The organism is Crossiella sp. S99.2, from assembly GCF_023094165.1.
Lineage (GTDB): Bacteria > Actinomycetota > Actinomycetes > Mycobacteriales > Pseudonocardiaceae > Crossiella.
Genome location: NZ_JALMDK010000004.1, coordinates 552,281 through 574,297, shown reverse-complemented (window position 1 = coordinate 574,297; position 22,017 = coordinate 552,281). Strand labels below are relative to the sequence as shown.

The window sequence follows — 22,017 nt, the reverse complement described above, 5'->3', positions numbered from 1 at the left end:
CGGATGCGCATCTTCAGCAGTGCCACCGAGTTACGCGAGGCGGTCGGCCAGCGGCTCGGCGTGAGCGCCTGGCACACGGTGTCCGCGCAACGCATCGCCGACTTCGCCGAGGTCACCGAGGACCGGCAGTGGATCCACCTGCATCCCGAACGGGCCAGCGCCGGCATGTTCGGCGGACCCATCGCACACGGCTTCCTCACCGTGTCCCTGCTGCCCGCCCAGCTCATGGAGACCATCCACGTCGACGGCGTCGACCTGGTGATCAACAAGGGCATGGACCGGCTGCGCTTCCACCAGCCGGTGCCGGTCGGCGCCCGGGTGCGCGCGGTGTTCGAGCTGCTGGTGGCCACCGAACGCCCGCTCGGGTTCACCGATCTGCAGCTCGGCGTCACCGGGGAGATCGACGGCAAACCAGAGGCCGCCTTCACCGCCCGGATGCGGATGCTGCTGCACGTGCCCGAGCCGGCCCTGGCCGGGTGACCGCGGCGCCGATTCCGGTCCGGAATGTCCGCTTGACCGGTCCAGCGAATCACCAATTCCTGAACGAGGCATTTCAGCAATGATGTCTGGGGTAATTCGGTGTTTCGCACTTTCGGAGTAACCATTCACTGAGCCTCCGCGACAGGGAGGACATAGCCGCTGGTGAAGTGTGTGGGGACGGGCAGTGGAGTTTCGGGTACTCGGGCCGCTGGAAGCCGTGCTCGACGGGCAGGCGCTGCCGCTGGGGACGCCGAGGGCGCGGACCGTGCTCGGCATCCTGCTCGCCAACGCGGGCGCCATCGTCAGCATCGACCGGATCGCCGAGGAGCTGTGGCCGCACGGCACCACGGTGGACACCAAGGCGGAGATCTACGCCTACATCTCCCGGCTGCGCTGCGCGCTGGGCCAACGCAAGGGCGGTCCCGCCTGGCTACTACGCCGCTCACCGGGCTACCAGCTGAGTCTGCAGCCCGGTGAGCTGGACCTGCACCGATTCGAGGCCCTGGTCGAACAGGCCAGGGTGGCCCGCCGCCTCGGCGACCTGGAGACCTGCGCCGGCCGCTACCGGGAGGCGCTCGCGCTGTGGCGGGGCAACCCGTTCGCCGGGGTGGCGGCCACCCCGATCCTGGACGCGGAGATCGCCCGGCTGACCGAGTACCGGCTGGCCACCCAGGAGGAACTCGCCGACTGCGTGCTGGCCTGCGGCGCGGCCTGCGGCGGCGACCTGGTCGCCGAGCTGAGCGCGCTGGTGGCGGCCAATCCGCTGCGCGAGCGGCTGCACGCCCTGCTCATGCGCGCGCTCTGCCAGTCCGGCCGCCCGGCCGAGGCGCTGCGGGTGCACCAGGAGCTGCGCACCGCCCTGGCCGAGGAACTCGGGGTCAGCCCCGGCCCGGAGATCGGGGAGCTGTACGAGCGGATCCTGCACGGCGAGGCCGACAGCGCCGCCCGCCCGGCCGAGCGGCCGCGTACCAGCACCCGCCGCAACGACCTCCAAGCCGACATCGTCGACTTCACCGGCCGCCAGGAGGAGATGCGCCGCCTGCTGGCCACCCTGCCCGATACCGACCGGCCCGGCGGCACCGCGCTGGTGATCACCGCCATCGACGGGATGGCCGGGGTCGGCAAGACCACCCTGGCCGTGCACGCCGCGCACCAGCTCGCCGCGCACTTCCCGGACGGCTCGCTGTTCATCGACCTGCACGCGCACACCGCGGGCCACGAGCCCACCGACCCGGCCGCCGCGCTGGACACCCTGCTGCGCGCGATCGGCGTGGCCGGGGAGAAGATCCCGGAACGCCTGGACGCCCGCTCCGCGCTGTGGCGGGCCGAACTCGCCGACAAACGCGCGCTGCTGGTGCTGGACAACGCCGCCAGCGCCGCCCAGGTCCGGCCGCTGCTGCCCGGCACCGCGGGGTGCCTGACCCTGGTCACCAGCAGGAGGCGGCTGACCGATCTGGACACGGCGCAAACGCTGTCCCTGGACGTGCTGCCGCACACCGCCGCCGCCGACCTGTTCACCCGCACCGTGGACCACCCGCCCGCCACCACCGAGGCCACCGCCGTGGCCGAGGTGGTCGAACTCTGCGGCCGCCAGCCCCTGGCGCTGCGTATCGCCGCGGCCCGGCTGCGCGCCCGGCCGGCCTGGACCGCCGCGCACCTGGCCACCCGGCTGCGCGACCAGCGGCGCAGGCTGACCGAACTGGCGGCGGGGGATCGGTGTGTGGGCACCGCGTTCACCCTGTCCTACCGGCAACTCGCCCCCGCCCAGGCCCGGCTGTTCCGGCTGCTGGGCCTCATTCCCGGCCCCGACTTCGACGTGCACGTGGCCGCCGCCCTGGCCGAGCTGCCGGTGGCCGAGACCGAGGACCTCCTGGAGGAACTCGTCGACGTGCACCTGGTCCAGCAACCCACCCCGGGGCGCTACCAGTTCCACGACCTGCTCCGGCACTACGCCCGCCGCGCCGCACACGACGAGGAGGCCGAACCCGGCCGCCGCACCGCGCTGCAACGGATGTTCGAGCACTACGTCGCCACCAGCGGCGCGGCCGCGATCATGCTGGACCCCAACCTGGTCTGGCTGCCCGAGGCGCCGGCGCCCCGGACCTGGCTGAGCACCCCGGAACAGGCCCTGGCCTGGCAGGACGCCGAATATCCCAACCTGGCCGCGGCCGCCACCCAGGCCCAGGAGGACGGCTGGCACGAGCCCGCCTGGCAGCTGCCGCACACCCTGGACGCCTACTTCGACATGCGCGGGCACTCCCCGCTGCGCCTGATGCACGGCGCGGTCGAGGCCAGCCGGGAACTCGGCGACCGGCACGCCCAAGCCTGCAGCCGGCTCGGCCTGGCCTCGGCCTGCCTGCGGCTGGGCCGCTACCGGGAGGCCGTGGACAACCTCAAACAGGCCCTGGACCTGTTCCGCGCGGCCGGTTTCCGCCGCGGCGAGGCCACCGCGCTGCGCCGCTTCGGCGGCATCTACGAACCCACCGGCCGCTACCCGGAGGCCATCGCCAGCCTCACCCAGGCCCTGGAGATCTACCGCGAGATCGAGGACCTGATCGGCCAGGGCGAGGCCGAGAACGACCTGGCCAACGTGTTTCTGCACACCAGCCGCTACGACAAGGCCGAACGGCGCCTGGAATCCGCGCTGCGGCTCTACCGGCGCGGCGGCTACCGGGTCGGCGAGGGCATCTCGCTGATCAACCTCGGCTACCTGTTCCTGCGCACCAGCCGCTACCCGCAGGCCATCGAGCACTTCTCCGCCGCGCTGGATGTCAACCGCGCCACCGGATCCCGCCTCGGCATCGGCGGCGCGCTGAACAACCTCGGACACACCTACCTGCGCGTCGGCCGCTACCCCGAGGCCCTGGACCACCTGCGCCGGGCACTGGCCGTGCACCGGGAAACCGGGTACCGGCGGCACCAGGCCAACGCGCTGAGCAACCTCGGCCAGGCCCTGCTCCGGGTCGGCCAGCCCGGCGAGGCCACCGAACTCCTGGAACAGGCGCTCGGCGTGTACCGGGAAATCGGCTGCCCCTCCGGCGAGGGCGCCGCGCTGGGCTATCTCGGCGAGGTGCTGCTGTGGACCGGCCAGCTGCCCGAGGCCGCGCAGAACCTGTTGCAGGGCCTGGAATTGCAGCGCGACACCGGCAACCTGTTCAGCGAGTGCATGACCCTCAACCACCTCGGCGACCTGCACTGGCTGCTCGGCGACGCGCCCAACGCGCGGATCTGGTTCGAGCAGGCCCTGCACCGCAGCGGCGAGGCCCGCAACCGGCACGAACTCGCGCACGCCCACCACGGGCTCGGCGCGGTGCACGAGATCCCGGACACCGCCGCCGAACACCGGCGGCGGGCCGAGGAGACCTATCAGGAACTGGGCTTGCCGGCCCCCGAACTCATGACCGCCAGCCGTCGAGGGCGTACTGGAGCTGCCTGAGCAGCCGCGCTCTGGTCGGCCCGATCGACCCGCGCGGAATGCCCAGCCGGGCGCTGATCTCGTCGTAGCTGACTGCCTGCGCGCCGAAGAGCAGGATCAGCAGCCTGCGCTGGGCCTCCGGCAGTTTCGCCACCACCGCCAGCGCCGCGTCCAGCTCCGCCCCCAGCAGCACGTGCCGCTCCGGGCTGGCCTGCTCGTCGGCCACGTCGAAGTACTGCTGGTCGCCGATCGGCAGCTCGCCGTTGGTCCGCCGGTTGAGGTGCCGCAACGCCTCCCGCCGGGTCACCGTGACGATCCAGGCGCGCACCCGGTCCGGCTCGCGCACCGAACGGATGCCCTCATAGACCCGGATCCAGGTCTGCTGGGCGATGTCCTCCACATCAGCCCGGCGCAGGCCGAAGGAGGAGGCGATCATGCGGACCAACGGGCCGTACCGCTGAACCAGTTCGGTCCAGGCGTCCTCCTCGCGGTTCTGGCAACGGCTGACCAGGGTGTCGGATTGCGCGGGTGGTGCGTGCAGGGTGTGCGACATGGTTTCGACCGATCGGTTCGCGCGACGTGGGTGCGGCGGGAGAATCCTGCGCGGCCGGGATTGGCGAAACCTGGATGGAAACCTGACGCGACTAGTTAACTGTTCAACTTGGCTGACGTCCGGTAAACATCCCTACCGGTTTGCCGGAACCCTTTTCTTTCCGCGTTTCGTGGTTTAGGTTCAGCGTCCGTCACGTCAGGATGGAACGCTTGCGAGGGCGGGCGTTCCCTGATTGATCAGGGGCTGATTCATGAAACGACTGATGATGGCCGTCGTCGCTCTTGCCGCGCTGGGTGGGCTCGGCACTGGGCTTGCCTCGGCACTGAGTGCGCAGGTGAGCATGAGTGTGGACGGTGGCTCGACGTCCGATGGCTGCGAGGGCGGCTGCGGGGCGACGGTGCTCGCGGAGTGCGGCGCCTGCTGAATTGCGGACCCTGCGGTAAATAACGGATTCATGTTTCGGAGAGTGATTTTCATGAAGCGCGTGCTACTAGTTTCGCTGGCGTTGTCGGGTGCGTTGGCGGCCGGTCTGGTCACCACTGTGTCCGCATCGCCGGCTGAGCCGGTGACCGTCGTGGCCGGTGCTTGCGGCCACTGCGGATCCTGATTGATCGGAGCCGCCGGACGGCGCCCTGCGGGCCGTCCGGCGGCTCCGGCCCCAACTCGGTCGTGATTGTCGGGGCCTGCCGCTAGGTTCGGCCCATGTCCACCCGTCCAGTCCGTCGCGGACTCCGGCGACTCGCCGTGCCGCTGCTCGCCTCCGTCGCACTACTCCTGCCCACCGTCCCCGCCTCCGCCGCGCCCGCCGCCACCTCGGCGGAGTGCGCCCCACCCGCTGCCCCGCACGTGCCTGGCGCCCGAGTGCTGTCGGTGACCGCCCAGGCCAAACCGGCCGGCGTGATCGAAAGTCCGTGGTTCCCGCCGATCGCCTACCCGGCGCTGTGCGAGATCAAGGTGACGCTCACCCATCCCGGGGTGAACGACAAGGTGCTCGTGGCGGCCTGGCTGCCGCGCGCGGGCTGGAACGGCCGCTTCCAGGGTGTCGGCGGCGGTGGCTACTCGATGGGCAACTTCGACTTCGGGCTGGCCATGGCGCTGCGGGACGGCTACGCCGCGGCCACCACCGACGGTGGCGTCGGCGCGGACGGCCTGGACCCGGCCTCCTGGGCGCTCGGCCCGGACGGCAAGGTCAACGAGGAGCTGCTGACCAACTTCTCCTCCCGCTCGCTGCACGATATGGCCGTGGTCGGCAAGGCGGTCACCGCCGCGCACTACGGCCGTCCGGCCGATTACGCCTACTGGAACGGCTGCTCCACCGGTGGCCGCCAGGGGCTGATGAACGCGCAGCGTTATCCGGGGGACTACGACGGCATCCTGGCCGCGGCGCCCGCGATCAGCATGCCCCGGTTCCTGGTCGCCGACCTGTGGGGGCAGGTGGTGATGCGGCAGGAGAAGGTGCTGCCGACCAACTGCGAGTTCGAGGCGTTCCAGCAGGCCGCGATCAAGGCCTGCGACACCCTGGACGGCGTGGCCGACGGGGTGCTGGAGCAGCCGCTGCGCTGTCGGTACGACCCGGCTTCGCTGATCGGGCAGAAGATCCTGTGCGAGGGCAAGGAGATCACCATCAGCCGGGCCGTCGCCGAGGTGGTGCGCAAGATCTGGGCCGGGCACCCGTCCTGGTCCGCGCTGCCCAAGAGCGCCCCGTTCAGCGTGGTGGCCGACACCCAGCCCGGCCCGGACGGCAAGCTGGTCGGCGTGCCGAACCCGATCGCGGACAACTGGGTGCGCTACTTCGTCGAGGAGAACCCCAAGTTCACCCTGGACTCGGTGTCCTACCGCGACTTCAACCGGATCGCGGCCAAGTCCCCGGCCAAGCTGGACCGCTTCATCGGCAGTGACAACCCGGACCTGTCCGGCTTCCGCCGGGCCGGCGGCAAGATGATCACCTGGCACGGCTGGACCGACCCGATCATCTTCGCCCAGGGCACCACCGACTATCGCGACCGGGTGGAGCGCCGGATGGGTGGTGCGGCCAAGGTCGACGAGTTCTACCGGGTCTTCCTGGCTCCCGGTGTCGACCACTGCGGCGGCGGCGCCGGCCCGGCCCCGGTGGACCCGCTGGGCGCCGTGGTCAAATGGGTCGAACAGGGCAAGGCCCCCGACACCCTGCCCGCCGCCACCAAGGACGCCACCGGCGCCCAGGTCACCCGCAACCTGTGCCGCTACCCCCAGATCTCGCACTACGACGGCAAGAACGACCCCAAGCAGGCCGCCAGCTACCACTGCGCCCGCTGACGCCGAGTTTGCCCAAGTGGTACGCCCGCTTGGCCCAACTGGTACGCCTGGTTGGGCCAAGTGGGCGGGGGTGGGGCTAGCGCACGCCCAGCCGCCACAAGGTGATCACCTCGGTCGCGCGGGCCGCGCGTAGTGGGTCCGCCGTGGCCCGTGTTGCCCGTGGGTGCCGGGGGCGGGTGGAGGTGGCGCCCAGCACTCGGAGTCCGTTGGCCTCGATTGCCGCTGCCAGGGCTCCGGGTTCCCGCAATCCCAGTGTTTCCGCCAGGTCCGACAGCACCAGCCAGCCCTGGCCGCCTGGGGTCAGGTGGCGGGCCAGCCGGTCCAGGAACGCGCTGAGCATCCGCCCGCCCGGATCGAACACGCCCCGATCCAGCCCGCCGCGGACCCGGCCCGGCAGCCAGGGCGGATTGCACACGACCAGGTCCGCTCGCCCGGCCGGGAACAGATCCGCCTGGGTCACCTCGACCTGCCCGCCTAGGCCGAGCCGCTGCATGTTGTCCCGCGCACAGGCCACCGCCCGCGGGTCGATATCCGTGGCCAGCACTCGCAGTCCCCGCCGCGCGAGCACCGCCGCCAGCACGCCGGTCCCGGTGCCCACGTCGAAGGCCGGCCCGTCCGGCGGCTCCGCCTCGGCCACCAGGTCCACGTACTCATGCCGGGTCGGCGGGAAGACCCCGTAGTGCGGGTGGATTCGCGCGCCCAACCCAGGTACGAAGATCCCCTGCCGTCGCCACTCGTACGCGCCGAGCACACCGAGCAGTTCACGCGCGGACACCAGCGCGGGCCCGGTGATCTCGCCGTACACCTGCGCGCACGCCTCCCGGACCGCCGGCGCCAGCCTGTCGTCCAGGGTCACCAGCACCCGCCCGAGCACGGCCGAGCGCCACGCCTGGTGCTGCCGCCAGCGGGCAAAATCCCCGCCGCGCCAGGGCATCCGCCGGTCCATCGCGCGCAGCAGTTGCCGCAGTCCTGGCCAGTCTCCTTGCCAGTGCGGGGAAATCCCGTCCCGGCACAGGCGTAGCGCCTCGGCGGCGGAGATCCGGTTGTCGATGTCGCGAATATTCTGTGGTCGCGGTTGATCCCGCGTGGACAGCCAGTTCCGGCCGTCGCTGAAGAAACCCGTGTTCATGGTCCTGTTCCGCTGGTTCGACTGAGGGCTCCGGGAACGGAGCGGAGTCAGCGAACGACGGCGGCGAACACAGGACAGGTCACGCGGCCAGCCTAACCCATCGCGCCCGCCCGGTTCATGGAGCGGGCGCGATGGTTCAGTGGCGCAACAGCTTGGCCGCCGACAGCGCCAGCGGGGACAGTGCCCCGGGGTTGTCGAGGAGCTGCCGGTTCAGGTCCGCGCGCATGCGCGGGTCCCAGAAGGAGCGGATGTGTTCGGCGATCGCGGTCGCGGCCCGGCTGACCGGCTGGCCCTCGAACTGCAGCGCGATCTCGTTGATCAGTCGCACCTGGGGTGACTGGGACGTGGTCGACATGCGTTACTCCACCAGTGCTTCGGCCGGTTCCGCGGCCTGGGACGGGGCAGCCGTGCGGCGCAGTCCGACCTGGACCGCGGTGACCTTGTACTCGGGGCAGTTGGTGGCCCAGTCGGAGTTCTCCGTGGTGACCACGTTCGCCCCGGTGACCGGGTGGTGGAAGGTGGTGTAGACGACGCCGACCGGCATCCGGTCCGACAGCACCGCGCGCAGCTCGGTCTCGCCGACCCGGCTGGACAGCGACACCAGATCGCCGTCGGAGATACCGCGCACCTCGGCGTCGTGCGGGTGGATTTCCAGGAGGTCCTCCGGGTGCCAGACCACGTTCTTGGTGCGCCGGGTCTGCGCGCCCACGTTGTACTGGCTCAGGATCCGGCCGGTGGTGAGGATCAGCGGGAACTTGCGGGTGCTGCGTTCCTCGGTGGGCACGAACGTGGTCGGCACGAAGTGGCCCTTGCCGCGGACGAACCCGTCCACGTGCATGATCGGCGTGCCTTCGGGCGCGTTGTCGTTGCAGGGCCACTGGATGCTGCCCAGCTTGTCCAGCCGCTCGAAGGAGACCCCGGCGAAGGTGGGCGTGACCGAGGCGATCTCGTCCATGATCTCGCTGGTGTTGTGCCAGGACATCGGATATCCCATGGCCTGGGCGATCTCGGCGACGATCTGCCATTCGTGCTTGCCGGTCTTGGGCGCCATCACCGGGCGGACCCGGTTGATCCGGCGTTCGGCGTTGGTGAACGTGCCGTCCTTCTCCAGGAAGGAGGTGCCGGGCAGGAACACGTGCGCGAACTTGGCGGTCTCGTTGAGGAACAGGTCCTGCACCACCACCAGGTCCATCGCCCGCAACGCGCTGAAGACGTGGTTGGTGTTGGGGTCGGACTGGGCGATGTCCTCGCCGTGCACGAACAGCGCGCGGAAGGTGCCGTCGATGGCGGCGTCGAACATGTTGGGGATGCGCAGGCCCGGTTCGGCCAGGATCGGCCGCTGCCACAGGGTTTCGAACACCTCGCGCACCGCGTCGTCGGAGACGTGCCGGTAGCCGGGCAGTTCGTGCGGGAAGGAGCCCATATCGCAGGAGCCCTGCACGTTGTTCTGCCCGCGCAACGGGTTCACGCCCACGCCGTCGCGGCCGATGTTGCCGGTGGCCATGGCCAGGTTCGCCATGCCCATCACCATGGTGGAGCCCTGGCTGTGCTCGGTGACGCCGAGGCCGTAGTAGATCGCGGCGTTGCCGCCGGTGGCGTACAACCGGGCCGCGGCGCGGAGATCGGCCGCCGGGACCCCGCTGACCGCCTCGGCCGCTTCGGGGCTGTTCTCCGGGCGCTGGATGAAGGTCGCCCACTCGTCGAAGCCCTCACAGCGTTCGTCCACAAAGGACTGATCAACCAGGCCCTCGGTGACGATCACGTGCGCCATCGCGTTCACCACGGCCACGTTCGCGCCGGGCTTGAGCTGAAGGTGGTGCTGGGCCTCGATGTGCGGGGAGCGGACCAGGTCGATCCGGCGCGGGTCGATCACCACCAGCTTGGCGCCCTCGCGCAGCCGCTTCTTCATCCGGGAGGCGAACACCGGGTGACCGTCGGTCGGGTTGGCCCCGATCACCACGATCACATCGGCCTGCGCCACCGACTTGAAGTCCTGGGTGCCCGCGCTGGTGCCGAAGGTCTGCTTGAGCCCGTAGCCGGTGGGGGAGTGGCAGACCCGGGCGCAGGTGTCCACGTTGTTGTTGCCGAAGGCGGCGCGGACCATCTTCTGGACCGCGTAGACCTCCTCGTTGGTGCACCGGGAGGAGGTGATGCCGCCGATGGCGCCCGGCCCGTGCACGGCCTGGATCTCCCGCATCCGGGTGGCCACGGTGGTGATCGCGGTTTCCCAGTCGACCACCCGCCACGGCTCGTCGATGCTGTCCCGCACCATCGGACTCATTTGCCGGTCAGGGTGGGTGGCGTAGCCGAAGGCGAAGCGCCCCTTGACACAGGAGTGGCCCTCGTTCGCGCCGCCGTCCTTGTACGGCACCATCCGCACCAGTTCGGTGCCGCGCAGCTCGGCCTTGAACGAGCAGCCGACCCCGCAGTAGGCGCAGGTGGTGAGCACGCTGCGGGTGGGCATGCCCAGTTCGATGACCGACTTCTCCTGCAGCGTGGCGGTCGGGCAGGCCTGCACGCAGGCGCCGCAGGAGACGCATTCGGAGTCCATGAACAACTCGCCCGCGCCCGCGGAGACCTTGGAGTCGAAACCGCGGCCCTCGATGGTCAGCGCGAAGGTGCCCTGCACCTCGCCGCAGGCCCGCACGCAACGGGAGCAGGCAATGCATTTGGACGGGGTGAAGTCGAAGTACGGGTTGGAATCGTCCTTGAGCAGGCCGAGGTGGTTCTCGCCCTCGTAGCCGTACCGCACCTGGCGCAGGCCGACCACACCGGACATGTCCTGCAGCTCGCAGTCGCCGTTGGCCGAACAGGTCAGGCAGTCCAGGGGATGGTCGGAGATGTACAGCTCCATCACGCCCTGGCGCAGCTTCTCCAGTTTCGGCGACTGGGTGCTGACCTTCATGCCCTCGGCGACCGGGGTGGTGCAGGAGGCCGGGGTGCCGCGGCGGCCGTCGATCTCGACCAGGCACAGCCGGCAGGAACCGAATGCCTCCACGGAGTCGGTGGCGCACAGCTTGGGGATGTCGATGCCGGTCTCGGCCGCGGCGCGCATCACCGAGGTGCCTTCGGGCACCCGCACCGGCATGCCGTCCACCTCGATGGACACGGTGGCCTCGCCGGGCTTGGCCGGAGTGCCGAGATCGTGTTCCTTGAACAGGGTCATGGTGCCGTCCCCTCGTGACGGGCGGTGAAGTCGTCCGGGAAGTGCCGCAGTGCGGACAGGACCGGGTTCGGCGTCAACCCGCCCATCGCGCACAACGAGCCGTCGGTCATCAGCTCGCACAGATCGCCCAGCAATACGAGGTTGGCCTCGGGTTCGACCCCGGCGACGATGCGGTCGATCGTCTCCACCCCGCGTACCGAGCCCACCCGGCACGGGGTGCATTTACCGCAGGACTCCTCGGCGCAGAACTCCATGGCGAAGCGCGCCATGGCCGCCATGTCCACGGTGTCGTCGAAGACCACGATGCCGCCGTGACCGAGCATCGCCTGTGCCGCGGCGAACGCCTCGTAGTCCAACGGAATGTCCATTGTGGACGCCGGCAGGTAGGCGCCGAGCGGTCCGCCGACCTGGACCGCGCGCACCGGCCGCCCGGACCGGGTGCCGCCGCCGTAGTCGTTGACCAGGGTGGCCAGGGACATGCCGAAGGCGGTCTCGAACACCCCGCCGTGCTTGATGTTCCCGGCCAGCTGGAAGACCTGGGTACCGAGGGACCGGCCCACGCCCAGCGCCGCGTAGGCCGCCGCGCCCCCGGCCAGGATGCTGGGCACCGAGGCCAGGGTGAGCACGTTGTTCACCACGGTCGGTTTGCCGAACAGCCCAGTGATCGCCGGGATGGGCGGTTTCGCCCGCACCATCCCGCGTTTGCCCTCCAGACTCTCCAGCATCGAAGTCTCTTCGCCGCAGATGTAGGCGCCCGCGCCGACCCGGACGAACAGGTCGAAGCGCTGCCCGGAGCCGAGGTAGTCCTGGCCCAGCCAGCCGCGCGCGTAGGCCACCTCGATGGCCTGGCGCAGGGTGGCCACCGCGTCCGGGTACTCCGAACGCAGATACACGTATCCCTCGCTGGCGCCGGTGGCGTAGGCCGCGATGGACATGCCCTCGATCAGGCAGAACGGGTCGCCCTCGATCAGCATCCGGTCCGCGAAGGTGCCGGAGTCGCCCTCATCGGCGTTGCAGCACACGAACTTCAGCTCGCCGTCGGCCTTGAGCACGGTGTTCCACTTGATGCCCGCAGGGAAACCCGCGCCGCCACGGCCGCGCAGGCCGGAGTCGGTGACCTCCTTGACCACCTCGGCCGGATCCATGGTCAGCGCCCGGCGCAGTCCGGCCATACCGCCGTGCGCCAGGTAGTCATCGGCCGAGACCGGGTCGGTGACGCCGACCCTGGCGAAGCAGAGCCGCTGCTGATCGGCCATCCAGGGCAGTTCCTCGACCAGGCCGAGACGTTTCTCGTGCGCGCCACCGGCGAACAGGCCCGCCTCGATCAGCGCGGGGATCTCGCTCGCGGACACCGGGCCGTAGCCGATCCGGCCCGCCTCGGTGGCCACCTCGACCAGGGGCTCCAGCCACAGCATGCCGCGGGATCCGTTGCGCACCACGCGCACATCGGCGCCACTGGCCGCGGCTTCGCGCATGATCGCGCTCGCTACCGCGTCCGCGCCCACCGAACAGGCGGCGGAGTCACGAGGCACATAGATGGTGGTCGTCATGCGCGTTCCGCCTCCGCATCGAGGATGCCATCGAGTCTCGCCGCGTCCAGCCGTCCGTACAAGCGGCCATTGACCTGACCCGCCGGCCCCAGCGCGCAGTTGCCGAGGCAGAACACCTGCTCCAGGGTCACCTGGCCGTCCGCGGTGGTGGAGCCGATCTTGCTGCCCAGCCTGGCTTCGGCGTGCGCGACCAGGTCCTCCGCGCCGACGGACTGGCAGGCCTCGGCCCGGCACAGTTTCAGCACGGTGCGACCGGCCGGTTCGGCGCGGAAGTCGTGGTAGAAGGTCACCACCCCGTGCACCTCGGCCCTGGACAGGTTCAGTTCGGCGGCCAGCACCGGGATCATCGCCTGATCCACGTACCCGAACTCGGCCTGCAGGCTGTGCAGGATCGGCAGCAGCGCGCCGCGATCACCGCGATGCCGGTCCACCACTGAGCGCACCCGGTCGGCCATCGAAGGCTCGCTCGTGTCTATCGGCATGCCCCGTCTCCCATCGTGCATACGGTATACACAACGTTAGTCCGATCCTAACCCGAAAAAAAGAGTGACTTGGTTTCGGGGGCGTGTCGAGACCGTCCTGCCCGTTCCGACCAGGGTGTGTACGGTGCCGACGAGGCGCCGCGGACATCGAGGAGCAGGCCGTGAAGTTCTTGCTGATCATGAACGTCAACCCGGCGATCCTGGACGCGCTGACCGAAGAGGAGCGCACCGCGATCGGGGCCGGCCATGGCGAGTTCATCCGCACCATCCAGGCCTCCGGTGAGCTGATCCTGACCCAGGCCCTGGCCGAACCGGCCGCCAGCGCGGTGGTGCGGGCCAAGGACGGTCAGCAGGTGGTCACCGACGGGCCGTTCCTGGAGGCCAAGGAGTTCATGGGTGGCTTCTACCTGGTCGAATGCGAGAACCGGGAGCGCGCCCTGGAGCTGGCGAAGCTGATCCCGGACACCCGGGTCGAGGGCCTGGGCGTGGAGGTCCGCACGGTGATGTTCTCCGGGGGCATGGAGTTGGAGATGTGAGCGGCTCGGCCGTCGAGGACCTGATCCGCGAACTCGCGCCGCAGGTCCTCGGCGTGCTCGTCCGGCGTCACGGGCAGTTCGACGCCTGCGAGGACGCCGTGCAGGAAGCGTTGCTGGAGGCCAGTCAGCAGTGGCGGAGCGGGCTGCCGGAGCAGCCGCGCGGCTGGCTGCTGACCGTGGCCACCCGGCGGCTCACCGACGCCTGGCGCAGCGAGTCGGCCCGCCGCCGTCGTGAACAGGCCTTCGCCCTGGACCCGGAGGAGGTCGCGCCGGACCTGCCGCCCGCGCGGGACGATTCGCTGACCCTGCTGTTCCTGTGCTGCCATCCGGAGTTGAGCCCGCCGTCCCAGCTCGCGCTGACCCTGCGCGCGGTCGGCGGCCTCACCACCGCGCAGATCGCCAGCGCCTTCCTGGTGCCGGAGGCGACCATGGCGCAGCGGATCAGCCGGGCCAAGGCGAAAATCAAGGCCGCCGGGTCGAGCTTCGGTCCGCCGCCGGCCCAGGAACGGGACGAGCGGCTGCAGGTGGTGCTGCAGGTGCTGTACCTGATCTTCAACGAGGGCTACACCGCCTCCAGCGGAGAGGAGTTGCAGCGGGCCGAACTGGCCGGGGAGGCGATCCGGCTGACCCGCCTGGTGCACCGGCTGGCCCCGGCCGACAGCGAGGTCACCGCACTGCTCGCGCTGATGCTGCTCACCGACGCCCGCCGGGAGACCCGCACCGGCCCGGACGGCGCGCTCGTCCCGCTCACCGAACAGGACCGCACCCGCTGGGACCGGGCCGCGCTCACCGAGGGCGTCGACCTGGTCCGGCGGACCCTGCACACCGGCGAACTGGGCCCGTACCTGATCCAGGCCACCATCGCGGCCACCCACGCCGAGGCCGCGGGCGCCGCGGACACCGACTGGCCGCAGATCCTGGTGCTGTACCGGATCCTGGACCGGATCGCGCCGAACCCGGTGGTCACGCTGAACCGGGCGATCGCGCTGGCCATGGTCGAAGGCCCCAAGGCGGGCCTGGATCTGCTGGACGAGCTGGCCGCCGACGAGCGGATGCGGGCCAACCACCGCCTGGACGCGGTGCGCGCGCACCTGCTGGAGCTGAACGAGGAGCCCGCGGCGGCGGCACAGGCGTATCACCTGGCCGCCCGCCGCACGAACAGCCTGCCCGAACAGCGTTATCTGCTCGCTCGGGCGGCCCGGCTCGGTTAGAGGGTGTGCTGCGCGATCAGCTGGCCGATCTTGCGCACATCGGAGTCACCGCGGAACTCCAGCCGCACCTTGCCGAGTCCGCTGAACCACAGCTCCAGTTCGGCGTCCAGGTCGAAGGTGCCCGCGGTCTCGATGGAGAACGCCTGCACCTTGTTGTAGGGCAGCGAGGTGAAGTCCTTCTTCTTGCCCAGCATGCCCTGCACGTTCACCGCGATGAGCCGCTTGTTGGTGAACACCACGTAGTCCCGCACGGTCTTGAACGCGGCGACGAGCTGTTCACCAGGGATGATGATCGGCGCGACGGATCCGGCGATGTCCTCGGGGCGACACGGGGAGAGCTTGAATACTGATGCCTTCTCGAAGTCGATCACGTTTTCCACCGTACCAACGCGCGCTCGCCGGTGCCGTCAGCTTCAAGAACCTGACCAGGTCAGACCTGCGGATGACAACCCTGGGATTTGTCAAGCATTGATTCCGGGGACACCCTGATTCGGATTTGTCAAACGCTGAATCCATTAGCGCGCGACGAATCCGCGCGGTAGTCTCGATTGCCCCGGAGATTCCGCACCCGGCTACCCCCATGCCCGAAAGGGAGGTCATGCCGACCACGCACGTCCCGTTGCAGGCCACCTTCATCCCCGCCGAGGGCGCGCTGGCCTGGTGGGGTCCGCCCGACCCGGCCGCCGCGCTGCTCGCGGCCGGTTTGCCGGTGGGCCGATCGGCGCAGTGCCGCCTGGCCCGGCCGGTGGACGGCAGGCTCACCGTGTCGCCGACCCCGGTTCAGCTGGTTGACCTGGATGTGGCGTTGCCCGCACTGCTGGGCGCGAAGGCCAGGCTGAGCCCGTCCGCACGGGCCTGGCAGCGGGCGGCCAAGGACCTCGGCGACACCGAGTTGCCGCTGCCGCCGGCCGCGCACGCGGTGCCCAACGCCGAGGGCACCGCGATCAGTTCGGCCGCCGCGCTGCTGCGCCAGTTCCGGCAGGCCGCCCGGACCCGCGGCGAGCTGCGCGCGGCGGCGGTGCGGGCCGAGTTGCGCCCGTACCAGGTCGCCGGGGTGGCCTGGCTGCGCTCGGTGCCCGGCGGCGGCATCCTGGCCGACGAGATGGGCCTGGGCAAAACCTTGCAAGCCATCAGCCTGCTGGCCACCCGCCCCGGTCCGCACCTGGTGGTCTGCCCCACCTCCCTGGTCGGCAACTGGCGCCGCGAACTGGCCAGATTCGCCCCCGACCTGCCGGTGCGGCCCTACCACGGCCCGCAGCGCACCCTCGGTGATCTCGTGACGGGCCCGGTCGTGGTAACCAGCTACGGCGCGTTGCGCGCGGACGTCGAGCAGCTGGCCGGGATCGGCTGGGACACGGTGATCTTCGACGAGGCCCAGCAGGTGAAGAACCCGGACGCGCTGGCCAGCAAGGCCGCCGCCCGGCTCACCGCGGACCTGCGGATCGCGCTGACCGGCACCCCGGTGGAGAACCGCCTGGATGAGCTGTGGTCGATCCTCAACCTCACCCGGCCGGGCCTGCTGGGCACCAGGGGCCGGTTCCGGCAGCGGTTCACCGTGCCCATCCAGCAGCGCCGCTCGGCCGCCGCCGCGGACCGGTTGCAGACGCTGATCGGCCCGCATATGTTGCGCCGCACCAAGTCCGAGGTCGCCACCGACCTGCCGCCCAAGCTGTACGCCACGGTGGCCTGCACGCTCACCGCGGAACAGATCCGGCTCTACCGCGACGCGCTGGACCGGGCGTTCAGCGACGGCCTCGGGTCCGGCATCGAACGCCGCGGCCGGATCCTGGCCCTGCTCACCGCGCTCAAACAGATCTGCAACCACCCGGCCCAGCTGCTCGGCCAGGACGGCCCGCTGCCCGGCCGCTCCGGCAAGTTCGACCGCGCCACCGAAATGCTCGCCGAGATCGTCGAGGACCAGGACCGGGCCCTGGTGTTCACCCAGTACCGCGCCATGGGCGAACTGCTCTCCCACCACCTCACCGAAACCCTGGGCGGCCCACGGATCCCGTTCCTGCACGGCGGCCTCAGCGCCGACAAGCGGGACCGGCTCGTGCACGCCTTCCAAAACGAGGACAACGCCCCGCCGATCCTGCTGCTGAGCCTGCGCGCCGCCGGCTTCGGCCTCAACCTGACCCGCGCCGGTCACGTGCTGCACTACGACCGCTGGTGGAACCCCGCGGTGGAGGAACAGGCCACCGACCGGGCGCACCGCATCGGCCAGCACCGGGTGCTCACCGTGCACACCCTGGTCACCGGCGGCACGGTGGAGGAACACATCGCGCGTATGCACGACCGCAAGCGCGCCCTGGCCGACGTGGTCTCCGGCGACACCGAGACCGCCCTGGCCAACCTGCCCGACGACGACCTGCACGCCGTGCTGGCCCTGAACCTGGAAGGAACCGGCCCATGATCGCCGAATTCGGCGCCACCGCCTGGGGCCACGCCTGGCTGCGCACGGCCGAACCCACCCGGGTGACCCGGCCGAACCCGTTGCTGCCCAGGGCCCGCAAGCTCTCCCGCGACTACAGCATCACCGGCCTGACCATCGTCCCCGGCCAACTCACCGCCACCATGGGCGCACACCAGGTCCAGATCACCGTCCCCCAATGGCCCGCCGAAACCCTGACCCTGGTCACCACCCTGCTCGCCGACCACCCACCCGCGGCCCCCGGCGACCTCCCGGACACCCTGGCCACCACCCTGCACCGAGCGGGCGTCGAGATCGCGCCACCGTCGGATTCCCTGCTGGCACAGTGCGATTGCCGGGACCGCCGCGCACACTGCGTGCACGTGCTGGTCACGCTGTACCTGCTGGTGCAAGCGGTGGACGAACGCCCGGCGCTGGCGGTGGAACTGCGCGGCGCGGTGATCACCGGTCCGGCGGACCCGGACTGGGTGCCGCTCGGGGAGGTCTCGGTGGCGGGGTTCTACGGCTGAGTACGCCGATCCACGTAGCCCGGATACGGTCCCGCGGTGACGCCCTGGCAGCCCGCGCGCTGCCAGGGTCGCCCCATGCGACAAGCAACCCTCCTGACCACCCTGGTTTTCTCCCTGCTGGCCGCACCAGCACCAGGCATCGCGAATCCCAGCGGCCCTGCCGCCGCCGCCAATCCGGCCGCCGCAGCCCTCAGCAGCCCAGCTGTCCTCCTCGATCCGCCCGCCGCCGCGGCGTCCAACGGCCCAGCCGCCGCCACCGATCCGGCCCCGGCCACCGCGGCTCCCGGCAACCTAGTCCTCGCCTCCGCCGCCCCCGCCGGTGATCTGGACCGCACCACCAGCGGCTGGGTCCGCGGCCGAAGCACTCCCGATCTCCGCGTCTACCAAGGCATCCCCTACGCCCAGGCCACCCGCTGGTCACCCCCGACCCCGCCCACCCCCTGGCCCGGCATCCGCGAGGCCACCCAGCCCGGCCCCGTCTGCGCCCAACCCGGCCCCGGCGGCACGGTCCAGGGCGCCGAAGACTGCCTCTCCCTAGACGTCCACCGTCCACAAGGGACAGACAAGCTCCCGGTCCTGGTCTTCGTCCCCGGCGGCGGGTTCACCACCGGCGCGGGCAGCCAGTACAACCCGGCCCGCCTGGCCACTCGCGGCAACCTCCTGGTGGTCACCCTCAACTATCGCCTGGGCGCCCTGGGCTTCCTGGCCCACCCCGGTCTGGGCCCCGACACCGGAAACCTCGGCCTCCAGGACCAGCAGGCCGCGCTGCGCTGGGTCCGCGCCAACATCGGCGCCTTCGGTGGCGACCCGGCCCGGGTGACCCTGTGGGGCCAGTCCGCCGGCGGCTACAGCGTGTGCGCCCACCTGTCCGCCCCCGCCTCCCAGGGCCTGTTCCACCAGGCCGCCATCCACAGCGCCCCCTGCGCCAACCCCATGATCACCCGCCCCGAAGCCCAGCGCCGCGCCCAGGCCACCGCGACCACCCTCGGCTGCCCCGACGCCACCTGCCTGCGCGACCTCCCGCTGTCCGCCCTGGTCGGCCTGCACCAGGACCAGCTCTCCTTACTGCGCCGCGATTTCAACGGCCGCCCCTGGCTCCCGGTCACCGGAACCCCAACCCTGCCAACCCCATCCCACACCGCCAGGGTCCCGCTCCTGCTCGGCGGCACCGCGGACGAGATGGCCCCGTTCGTCGCCGCCCAGCACCGCACCCTCGCCGCGGCCGACTACCCCACCGTCGTCACCGGCCTCTTCGGCGAGGACGCCCCCGCCGTCCTCCGCCGCTACCCACCCCAGTCCCAGCCCACCCCGGCCCTGACCCTGTCCCGGCTGCTGACCGACCACGGCGGCGTGCTGGGCGCCTGCACCCAGCTCCCGGTGGCCGAGGCCGCCCGCAAACCGGTGTACACCTTCGAGTTCGCCGAACCCACCGGCCACGTGGTCGGCGATTTCCCTTACGGCGCAGCCCATGGCGCCGAACTCCGCTACCTGCTGGACCTGTCCTGGCCGCAGCCGCCACTCACCCCGGCCCAGCAGGAGCTGGCCAACCGCATGATCGACCATTGGTCGGCCTTCGTGCGCACCGGCGATCCCGGCTGGCCGCAACACGGTCCGGGTCGCACGATGTCCTTCAGCGCCGCTCACACCGGGCCGATCGACCTGGCTGCCCGGCATGACTGCGGGTTCTGGTCGTGGCTCGGCTGATCCGCTACTTCGGTTGTCCATCCGGCCAGATGCACGGCGACGTCGCACCGAGATACAACTCGCCAAGGTGATTGCCCTGGAGGGTGATCCGGAAGGCGTCGCCGTTGTGCTGCACCCAGAGGAACCAGTCCTTGGGCCGGTCGTCGTTGAGCACGGTGTGGTTGTTGCCGGTCCAGTAGTTCTTGAGGGTGTCGAAGTAGCGGGTGAACTGCGCGGGGTCGAGCCCGTGCAGCTGGTAGCTGTTGGACACCTGCACCCGGCCCGGCGGCCCGTTGTCCGAAGGCACATCGCAGGGGCTGTTCGACTTCAGCGAGATCCGCTCCGTCCGCGTCTCCGGCGGGAGCTGGGTGAGGGCCTGGCGGACGTGCTCCTCGACCCGCTCGGCCGCCTGCTGCGCGGTGATGGTGGGCTGCATCCCTCTCCCCGTCCGTAGGTAGCCGAACACACCCACCGCGATCAACACGGCGACCGCGCTGAGGATGACGACCAGTCGCCTAGTCGGTCGGCCGACCCGCAATGATCTTCCCCATGTTCTTCAGCGACCTGCTGTTCTCGGCCCAGTACTCGTTGTGCGCGGCCTCGCTGAGCCCGCCGGGCAGCCAGCCCTCAGTGCCGGGATCGGAGGTGAAGGTGTTGCCGCCGAACCGTTTGTCCGTGGGATCGGGGCCGAGCGGGTCCAGCGGCAGGACGTCGCGGTCCAGGCCCAGGTTGATGTTCGTGTACTTGATGACGTCGTGCTGGGCGGTGCTGGAATGCACCCGCTCAGGCGGGAGGTTCAGCTCGCTAGCCTGATGGACGCCGACCCCGGGACTGCCGATGAACACCACCTCGTCGGCCTGGATCGTCAGGTCGCGCGCGGTGTGCCCCACCACGGTGGAGCCGTAACTGTGTCCGACGACGGTGTTGTGCGAAGGCTGACCCTCGTGGGTGGCGCGCAGGCCCTCCTGGAACCTGGCCAGGTCCTGCTTGGCGTTGGTCGCGTAGTCCTCGTTGGCGGCCGCGGCCACGCTTTGCGGCGCGTCATAACCCACCCAGCTGATCACCGCGGTCGAGGGCGAGCCTTGCTTCCGGGCGGCCTCGGCCATGGCGTCGGCGTGCTCCAGGTAGCTGGTGCCACCGCTCAGGCTGGACTTGGTGCCGGGCACCAGGGTGGCCACGTTGGTGGCGGTGTCGGGGTTGCCCATTGCCACGATGGCGCGGCCATTGCCATCGGCGTTGAGGCCCAGCAGGAACGCCTGTTGCCGTTCCCGGCTGGGCGGGAGGTTCAGTCGCTCCGCGATCGCGTGCACACCCTTCAGCTTGCCGTCCAGGTCGGTCAGGCGCTGGTCGTCCTCCGGGGTGCGGCCGGATTTCGCCTGCAGCCGGGTGTGTTCCTCGGCCAGGGCGGCCTGGACTCCGGCCAGGACCACGCGGTTCGCCCGGTCCCGGACCGCCGCGGGAATGCCGTCCAGGGCGCCGATGCGGGCGCCGTCGGTGGCCAGCAGGGTTTCCCGGTCGGCGATGGACAGGCTGTCCCACCACTGTTTCACCTGGGCGGGGGCGGTGCCGTGGGCCGGGACGGCGGCGGTGAGCGTGGTGCAGACCGCGAAGTCCTGGCCCGGGGTGACGCCGGTGGCGTCCTGAGTGAGGCGGCGCAGGGCCGCGGCGGCTTCGGCGTCGACCGAGCCCGCGGTGCGCAGGGTGTCGCGCAGGGCGGTGGTCAGGGTCGCGCAGAGCTGGGCCTTGGTGGCGGCGCCGGGTGGTGGGGGTTTGGCGATGGCCACCGCGTCGTCGGTCACCTGGCCGTCGCTGGCCACCCGGAGGTTGTGCTGGTGGGCGGTGCCCAGGGCCGTGCGCAGGCTGGTTTGCAGGCGGGTCAGGTGCTCGCCCGCCTCGCGGAGCACCGGCGGGATGCGGGTCAGGGCTTCGGACAGGGTGCTGAGCCTGGCGTGGTGGCCGGTGATCTGGGTCCGGGCGGCTTCGGCCGCGGCGCCGCGCCAGGCAGACAGCGCGCGCAGGTGCCGGGTCACCTCGGTGGCCCGGGTGGTCAGGTCGGCGGCCAGGTCCTGCCAGCGCTGGGCGGCCCTGGTGAAGACCGTGGGTTCGGCGTCGCGCAGTTCCTCCACCGTGGTCATCTCGGGGTCACCGCGCTCCGGGCGGCCTCCTCGGCCTCGGCGTAGGTCTTGGCGTTCAACTCCAGGGTGTCGCCGGCCACGGCGAGCTTGGTGGCCAGGCCGGTGAGCGTGCGGGTCCAGGTGTTCTCGCACTGGGACAGCGCCTGGGCCAGTGCGAAGGAGGTGTTGGCCGCCTCGTCGCCGTCCTGGGCGCCGCTGTGACCGCGGATCCGGCGATGCGCGGCGTCGGCGGTGTCGACCAGTGCCCGGCCCGTCCTGGCCAGGGTGTCCGCGCTCGCGGCGATGCGATTGTCCGTCACTGCCAAGGCCCCCCTCGGATGTGCTCGCTGCCACCACGGTAGGTCTGGCCAGCCGGAAACCGGTCCGGAGGTCGCCCAATGAGATGACCGGGTTCTCTGGGTGACAACCCGACATGGCACCTGCTAACTTTTGCTTGCAGGTA

General features: G+C 70.8%; 19 protein-coding genes. 9 read left to right on the top strand and 10 right to left on the bottom strand.

Annotation, left to right across the window (positions count from 1 at the left end; all coding sequences use genetic code 11):
* Positions 1-3 precede the first annotated feature (3 nt).
* Positions 4-480: a MaoC family dehydratase gene (locus MZC64_RS18395; protein ID WP_247757949.1), complete on the top strand. Its 477-nt coding sequence runs from the start codon at positions 4-6 to the stop codon at positions 478-480.
* A gap of 184 nt (positions 481-664) precedes the next feature.
* Complete coding sequence (locus MZC64_RS47870; protein ID WP_308301028.1) at positions 665-3,916, top strand: tetratricopeptide repeat protein; 3,252 nt, start codon at positions 665-667, stop codon at positions 3,914-3,916.
* On the opposite strand, the gene MZC64_RS18380 is transcribed toward MZC64_RS47870, so the two are convergent.
* Positions 3,876-4,448 carry an RNA polymerase sigma factor gene (locus MZC64_RS18380; protein ID WP_247757934.1) on the bottom strand — a complete coding sequence of 191 codons (573 nt, stop codon included), beginning with the start codon at positions 4,446-4,448 and terminating at the stop codon, positions 3,876-3,878. The two genes, MZC64_RS47870 and MZC64_RS18380, sit on opposite strands and share 41 nt — an antisense overlap.
* A gap of 250 nt (positions 4,449-4,698) precedes the next feature.
* Between MZC64_RS18380 and MZC64_RS18375 the strand changes: the two genes are divergently transcribed.
* The gene (locus tag MZC64_RS18375) at positions 4,699-4,872 is read left to right on the top strand and encodes a hypothetical protein (protein WP_247757933.1); all 174 of its coding nucleotides are present in this window, start codon (positions 4,699-4,701) and stop codon (positions 4,870-4,872) included.
* Between the two features lie 278 nt (positions 4,873-5,150).
* Positions 5,151-6,743: a tannase/feruloyl esterase family alpha/beta hydrolase gene (locus MZC64_RS18370; RefSeq protein WP_247757932.1), complete on the top strand. Its 1,593-nt coding sequence runs from the start codon at positions 5,151-5,153 to the stop codon at positions 6,741-6,743.
* Positions 6,744-6,819: 76 nt separating this feature from the next.
* Here MZC64_RS18370 and MZC64_RS18365 read toward each other — a convergent pair whose 3' ends face one another.
* From MZC64_RS18365 to MZC64_RS18345, 5 genes are all read right to left on the bottom strand, one after another.
* The gene (locus MZC64_RS18365) at positions 6,820-7,872 is read right to left on the bottom strand and encodes a class I SAM-dependent methyltransferase (RefSeq protein WP_247757931.1); all 1,053 of its coding nucleotides are present in this window, start codon (positions 7,870-7,872) and stop codon (positions 6,820-6,822) included.
* A 136-nt stretch (positions 7,873-8,008) separates the two neighbouring features.
* Entirely contained in the window at positions 8,009-8,227 is a 219-nt protein-coding gene (locus tag MZC64_RS18360; protein WP_247757930.1) for a formate dehydrogenase subunit delta, read from the bottom strand.
* Positions 8,228-8,230: 3 nt separating this feature from the next.
* Positions 8,231-11,038, bottom strand: a complete 2,808-nt coding sequence (fdhF, locus tag MZC64_RS18355) for a formate dehydrogenase subunit alpha (protein WP_247757929.1) — start codon at positions 11,036-11,038, stop codon at positions 8,231-8,233.
* Positions 11,035-12,588, bottom strand: a complete 1,554-nt coding sequence (locus MZC64_RS18350; RefSeq protein ID WP_247757928.1) for an NADH-quinone oxidoreductase subunit NuoF — start codon at positions 12,586-12,588, stop codon at positions 11,035-11,037. Before MZC64_RS18350 ends, fdhF begins: the two co-directional genes overlap by 4 nt.
* Positions 12,585-13,070 (bottom strand): formate dehydrogenase subunit gamma, encoded by a 486-nt coding sequence (locus tag MZC64_RS18345; RefSeq protein ID WP_247757927.1) that lies wholly within the window; start codon positions 13,068-13,070, stop codon positions 12,585-12,587. The genes MZC64_RS18350 and MZC64_RS18345 overlap by 4 nt, the downstream gene beginning before the upstream one ends.
* Positions 13,071-13,231: 161 nt before the next feature.
* On the opposite strand from MZC64_RS18345, the gene MZC64_RS18340 reads away from it, so the two are divergent.
* Positions 13,232-13,606 carry a YciI family protein gene (locus MZC64_RS18340; RefSeq protein WP_247757926.1) on the top strand — a complete coding sequence of 125 codons (375 nt, stop codon included), beginning with the start codon at positions 13,232-13,234 and terminating at the stop codon, positions 13,604-13,606.
* On the top strand, positions 13,603-14,817 hold the full coding sequence (locus MZC64_RS18335) for a sigma-70 family RNA polymerase sigma factor (RefSeq protein ID WP_247757925.1): 1,215 nt from the start codon (positions 13,603-13,605) through the stop codon (positions 14,815-14,817). Before MZC64_RS18340 ends, MZC64_RS18335 begins: the two co-directional genes overlap by 4 nt.
* Here the strand turns inward: MZC64_RS18335 and MZC64_RS18330 are convergent.
* Positions 14,814-15,188, bottom strand: coding sequence for a PH domain-containing protein (locus tag MZC64_RS18330; protein ID WP_247757924.1), 375 nt, complete (start codon positions 15,186-15,188; stop codon positions 14,814-14,816). The genes MZC64_RS18335 and MZC64_RS18330 overlap by 4 nt on opposite strands.
* Positions 15,189-15,415: 227 nt before the next feature.
* Between MZC64_RS18330 and MZC64_RS18325 the strand changes: the two genes are divergently transcribed.
* The 3 genes from MZC64_RS18325 (at position 15,416) to MZC64_RS18315 (ending at position 19,461) form a co-directional block, all read left to right on the top strand.
* Positions 15,416-17,230: a DEAD/DEAH box helicase gene (locus MZC64_RS18325; RefSeq protein ID WP_247757923.1), complete on the top strand. Its 1,815-nt coding sequence runs from the start codon at positions 15,416-15,418 to the stop codon at positions 17,228-17,230.
* Positions 17,227-17,757, top strand: a complete 531-nt coding sequence (locus MZC64_RS18320; RefSeq protein ID WP_247757922.1) for a hypothetical protein — start codon at positions 17,227-17,229, stop codon at positions 17,755-17,757. Before MZC64_RS18325 ends, MZC64_RS18320 begins: the two co-directional genes overlap by 4 nt.
* Positions 17,758-17,832: 75 nt before the next feature.
* Complete coding sequence (locus tag MZC64_RS18315) at positions 17,833-19,461, top strand: carboxylesterase/lipase family protein (RefSeq protein WP_247757921.1); 1,629 nt, start codon at positions 17,833-17,835, stop codon at positions 19,459-19,461.
* A gap of 4 nt (positions 19,462-19,465) precedes the next feature.
* Here MZC64_RS18315 and MZC64_RS18310 read toward each other — a convergent pair whose 3' ends face one another.
* From MZC64_RS18310 to MZC64_RS18300, 3 genes are all read right to left on the bottom strand, one after another.
* Positions 19,466-19,876, bottom strand: coding sequence for a hypothetical protein (locus MZC64_RS18310; protein WP_247757920.1), 411 nt, complete (start codon positions 19,874-19,876; stop codon positions 19,466-19,468).
* 79 nt (positions 19,877-19,955) lie between these two features.
* The gene (locus MZC64_RS18305) at positions 19,956-21,575 is read right to left on the bottom strand and encodes an alpha/beta hydrolase (RefSeq protein WP_247757919.1); all 1,620 of its coding nucleotides are present in this window, start codon (positions 21,573-21,575) and stop codon (positions 19,956-19,958) included.
* Complete coding sequence (locus MZC64_RS18300) at positions 21,572-21,874, bottom strand: hypothetical protein (RefSeq protein ID WP_247757918.1); 303 nt, start codon at positions 21,872-21,874, stop codon at positions 21,572-21,574. The genes MZC64_RS18305 and MZC64_RS18300 overlap by 4 nt, the downstream gene beginning before the upstream one ends.
* Positions 21,875-22,017: the final 143 nt, after the last annotated feature.